This window comes from Algoriphagus chordae, assembly GCF_003254055.1.
Classification (GTDB): domain Bacteria; phylum Bacteroidota; class Bacteroidia; order Cytophagales; family Cyclobacteriaceae; genus Algoriphagus; species Algoriphagus chordae.
The window spans coordinates 243,102-249,101 of record NZ_QKZT01000008.1 but is presented as its reverse complement, the minus strand read 5'-3'; the positions used below and the strand labels follow the sequence as shown (position 1 = coordinate 249,101).

Genomic DNA, 6,000 nt, shown 5'->3' with positions numbered 1-6,000 from the left:
AAAGAGCAATTCAGTTTCCGTGGTAATTCCAGTTTCCGGACTAACAGTAGCTATCGCAACAGGAGTAGGACCCATGACCACGGTTAGGTCGAATTGAGTTATGTCTGTATTATCATCCTCATCGGTGACGGTAAGACTAACTGTGTATGTTCCTGGAGTAGTGTAGGTATAGCTGGCATCTGCCTGAGCAGAAGTTCCACCATCTCCAAAGTCCCAAGCATAGCTTACAATCCCTACATCATCAGTAGAGTTGCTACCGGTAAAGAGCAATTCAGTTTCCGTGGTAATTCCAGTTTCCGGACTAACAGTAGCTATCGCAACAGGAGGGGCTGAGGAATTGACTTTTAAAATACTTATGCCAGATATTTGTGCATTGTCTTCTGTTGGTGTCAACAAAAGATTTAATGTTCCATCTTCAACAATGATATTTTCGAAATCAAAAGAAACAGGATTACCACCACTTTCAATATATAGATCAATGTTAGGCTTGACTACTACGCCTTCAATGGATAGGCTGTAAACTCTTTGATTTTCTTGTACCGGTCCGCCAGCATTACCATAGTATAATTCATTGTGATGCGTAGAAACTATGTAAGTTCCATTTGGTACTGGGATAGAATAGCTGAGAGGAGAGCCATATCGCTCAGTTTGAAATAGTGGTTCTGTGCTGGCAGAAGTACTTGTATAAGTTCCTAGTCCTGAATATGTGATACTTAGGTTTTCATCGCCTAAGTACTCATTTCCATTATATATAACCGTCTCACTACTACCCGCATTGATATAATAGGAAAAGGTTGGGGCTATTTTTGATACTGGAATGGTTAAAGTTGAACTTTCCCCATAATCAATAATTAGACTAGTGTTTGAAGAGTTACCTGAGCCGATGTAGGCAATTTCTATTTCTGAGGAGCTGTTATCAGCAAGTAAAAATTTCTTCCTAACAGGTTGAACGAATTCAAAATCTTCAAAATCTCCGCCTTGGAAATATATTGAATCAATAAATATACCTTGGGTGCCGCTACTTACAACTATGGGTGCTGTTACTGGACTACTTGATATAATTGAAATATGTTCAGGTCCTTCTAATGTGCTTTCTAGAATAGGAGTTAGATCTGGGTTGAAATCACCCAGATATTCCATATTTCTCATGTTTCCACCTCCTTGAACTGGAGAACCACCGGTCACTATTATACCTTCTTGGGTTACTATTGCCTGGGTACCATGTCTACCAAAATTTAATTCAGCTCCAGCAGTCCACGTTTCTTGAGTTGGATCAAAAATAATTGTCGAACTTAATGAATTACCTACTAGTTCTGGTTCTCCACCGCCATAGACTATTTGCCCATCTAAAACACCCACGAAGGCTCCAGCGCGAGGTGTTGGAATGTTTAATGCTGGATCCAAAGTAGACCAAGTGCTAGTATTAAAATCCCAAACATCTACCTCATCTACCAGTGGGGCAAATGTTGTTTCGCCTCCAGATTGTCTTCCTGATGCAAAATATAACTTATTTCCAAGCACCACTGCGTGTGCGTGATCTCTAGCAATTGGTGCATCGTCAAGGGTATTCCATTCGCCTGTTGTTGGGTTATATTCATCAAAATAAGGAACAAAGCCACCGTTGTGTCCTTCGGTACTTCCCCCGACTAGGTAGAAATTGTCTTGGTACAAAACTAAGCCTGCAGCACCTCTTCTTCTAGTTTCTGGTATTTCTGGTCCTTCTATCCATTCGTAAGTAACTGGATTGAAAATCCAAATATGTGTTGCAGGGGCTTCTGTATCAAAATTATTGTCTTGAAATGCCCCAATTACCCAAATCAATCCCTTGTATTCTACGGCTTGGAAATGATTAAATTCAAAAGGTGCTGAGTTGGCAATTGTTTGCCATGAGTCATTTCCTACGTCATAAATATCTACATCTGTTGGCTGTTCTCTTCCTCCCATAAGGAAAAATCTTTCACCAGCTTTTACAAATGACATTTCATGTCTTGGGGTATAGGAAATATCTTCTCCCTTCAAGACCCAGTTTTCATTTTCAAGTCTTGGCTTAACAACCCAAGTTAGATTTTGACTAACTGTATTTGGAGTTGGAGTTTGAGAATCGGTAATGTGAAGAGTTATTAAATAAGGGGAATTTGAGTTTGCATTTTCTTCAATAGTTCCGCCAATTACTCCATTTGTTGGTTCAATGCTGATCCCAGGAGGTAAGTTTTCTGCGCTGTAGGTTAGTGCGCCTTTACCTCCTTGTCCTATCATTACTAAGTTACCACCTAGAGTTTCACCAACTCTATTCTCTTGGTCTGGGACAGGTTGTTCTAAGGTAAGTGGAAGAGTGATTGGTTGCCCAATTATTTCTAATCCATTTAATAACGCATTTTCAACTGAGTTTGCTAATGCTATGTTAAGCTCTCCATCATCAACAGTAGCTGTAAAACTCTCCATTCCTCCTGCAAGATGTCCGTACAATAGGGATAGATCCATACCAGGGTAAACAACCTCATCTTCAACTATAATGTCAAAGAGACGCTGTCCTGGGCCACTGGTTCCGCTATAGCTATTTCCAAAGTAGAGGTTTATATCATACTCACCATTTGGTAATGGGATAGAATAAATCATGTCTCCTGCACTGGAATTGTATCGTTCTGTTTGAAAAAGTGTACTAAAGGTGCTGTTGTCGATATAGGCAGGAATAGAGGCGTCCCTAGTAGAAATACCATTTCCAGCATAAGCAGAATTAGTACCAGCATTGACTGAGAAATTGGTTGATTGAAATGAACCGTTAGTATTATTGGCTAGCCAATCTACATCAATTTCAGACTCGTCCTCGATTAGGTTTCCCCCAACGTTAATTCTTAGCAGAACTACTTTAGGTTCTAATACATTAACAGAAAATTGTAACTCATCAAATAACCCATCTAAATCAGTAGCTCTAATAGTTAGACTGCTGGAGAGTACTTCACTAGGATATTCAATTTCTAGCGTATTACCAGTGATTGTGGCGTTTAAGAGGGAGTTTGTGTTTTCTGCTATTGAAAAAACCAGGTTTTGATTCCCACCATTATCATTGAAATACTCTAGTAAATTGATGCTGGTGTTAGGTGAATTAGCTGTTTTGGAAATGTCAGGAAGGGTTCTAATGGAGTATGGTTTTTCTCCGGTGACGTTAAAAAAGGAGTAGGTGGCTGAAAATTCAACCCCAGTATTCCCACTTGTTCCCAAGACACCTATAGCTAAAGGTTCATTAGGGTTTTGTACAGCACTTAATATTGAACCATCAAGTTGTATGGCCTCCAAAACGATTGGTGTGTCTGTACCTATTATAATACTTGGGATCACTGTTCCGTTTTCTGGAGAAACTGTTAATTTGAATGTCGCAGCCGTACTACCGCTTGGCCTGTTTTCAGGGAGAATTTCATAAAACACAGGGTTAGCATCAGGAATATCATTTAATTCTTGAGCTGCTAAGATTCCGGTTTGGGTAAAAACTAGTTTTAAGAAATTCGACTGGGTGCCATCTCCAATTTGGATTCCGATTTCAGAATTCGGCTCAGTTGTACTATAGAATTGATTTGATGTATTTAATCCAAGTATAGCTGTAGTAATGGTGTAATCTCCAGTTTGAGTATCTGATAAAATCCCGAACTGGAATCCTTTTTCTTGATTATTTACTATTCCATTGGCAGTTCCTCCTGTAATGGCTAATTGAATGGCGCCTGCAGCACCTCCATAAATATCATTTGGGAGTGGGCCTGCTCCTAATACATCTAACCAATTTAACCAATTTGGGCTAGGGGCGCCATTGTTCATAAAACCTGTTAATCCTAATCCAAGATACCCAAACTGTCTACCCTGACTATCTTGTTGGTTTGAGAAGAGCTCATTATCTAATGGGATTGAACTTGGGCTTCCTATTTGGAAGGGGTCTAATGAATCAATGATACCATCTCCATCATCATCATCATCATTGAGATCTGAAATTAGGTCTTGATCAAAATCATTTGGCCTTGAGGCACCTGAACAATATTCTGTTCCATTATCTATTTCGTCCTGATTGGTGTAGCCGTCTCCATCGTAATCTGCATTGGGTTCAAACTCCGGGCTTTCCTGATCAATGCACACAAAATCATCTTCAGGTGTTAAGATCATTATTCTGTTATCGAACGTACTTACCCAAATTGTGCCTGGAAATGCAACGTCATCGGGTCTCGTGGTAATGCCTAAAGGATTACCACCATTTAAATTGAATTTATTCGTTTCAAGTGTATTAAGACTCCCATCTGGGTTCAGAGTTAAGACATGTAATCCACCTCCATTTTGACCTATCACTAATGCTCCATGTAGTGCGCCACCAAATGCGTGCGATCTATATTCGTCGATGGCATTTGAATTTACTGGTAATGAAGTTACAATAGGGACAGTTGGGCCATTTGGATTTGGCAATCCAGGACTTCTGTAATCAGCTTCATCTTCGGCCTTCATAGACAGCGGTACAGGCGGCCAGTTCACAGGAAGTGAATTGGTTGCATAATTATCAAATCCTGAGGCTCCAGGAGCCACAGGTTCTAATATTTCAGTTCTAAAAACAGCCGTAGGTGTGAATACTGGAGTTAAGTTTTGCCAGTTATCATTGTCTTCTATAAAATTGGTGTACAAGCCTGCTCCCCCGGGTGCAAATGGAAAGGTTTGGTTAAGTACATACGGGGTGCCTGGGTTGGCTCTTATAGGATTTGTGTGACCAGCATAAAAATCCCCAGGATTGTAGGTTGTTAAATCATTTGTGATTAAAAGCAAATGATCATTGTTATTGACATATTCGCCGCTTGCACTAGGATTACTTTGGCTAGTTCCAGGTTCTCCTTGTAAATAATTGTTTGTTACTGTTAATGGGTTCCCTTCATTTTCTGGCAGGCCTCCCCATTCTGTATTAGCACCATTATTTGTTGCATAAACACTACCATTTCCCATCACTACCAAATCATAGGAATGTCGTAAACCCGAAGCGAAAATCTGTATAGGACCATCTGGAATTAGCATGGCTTGGTTTAGTCCATCATTTCCTCCCCAAGGGTCCCCTACATCAATTCCTGTATAATTAAGGTCGTTAGGATCATAAATATTATCGACATTAGCTCTAGAAGGGTCGTCGAGCGTAGGGATGTCATATTTAAATGGACGACCAGTAATAGGATCGATTTTAGTTTCCATAGCTAAGAGAGCCTCAAGATCTATTTGTATAATAGAACCACTGTAGGCATACTCAGTTAGCATGGCAAAATTAGTAGAGGGGGCGCCTGCATTGTTATTTCCTCCCACATTTACTAGTAGGTACTCCTTATTATTGATTACAGTGTATTCTACGCCTGTAACAGAATGGTTTTCTTCAGATCTCGGAAGTCCTCTAACAAGATCCATTATTTCCCACTGAGAGCCATTCCACGAAAGCATAGTGATTACACCAGAATTTGTGTCCAGAGCTTCATCGCCTGACGGACCTCCCCATTTTGGATCACTAGTTGGTGCAAAAATTACTGGGTTTTGGGCTGTCCCTACTACAGTGATCCCTAGTAATTGGCGGTTTGACCTGTTGTCCCACGCTGGGTCACCATTATCATCATGATTTGGAAGAGTAGCAGCACCTGTCACATATTCCATGGCTAAAACAGAATATTGTCCTGGGGTACTTTGCTCGATCGTAAAAATTTTAATGGCGCCATTTAATTCGGTCACATAAAGTCTACCGTCAGGGCCAAATTTCACTGCTGTTCCCTGATTAATGGAGCCAATTCCATTAAAATTCAGAGAAGTCTGATTGAAGCTTACAGTCTGTCCAAGTAGGGTATTGGCACTCAGAAAAAGAAGAAAGCAAAACGCTGTAGCTGCGAGTAACGAATTTTTTAAAAATCCCATAACCTTAATAAACCAAATTTCAGTTTTAAATGTATAAAAAAGTATTTTAATAACAAAGAAAAGTATTTTAAATAATGCTGAATTTTATTGATA

The 6,000-nt window shown here is 39.9% G+C and carries 1 protein-coding gene; it reads right to left on the bottom strand.

The annotated features are described in order from the left end of the window. On the bottom strand, window positions 1-5,907 hold a 5,907-nt coding region (locus LV85_RS11085; RefSeq protein ID WP_111319332.1), incomplete at its 3' end, for a malectin domain-containing carbohydrate-binding protein. Between the last annotated feature and the right edge of the window lie 93 nt (window positions 5,908-6,000).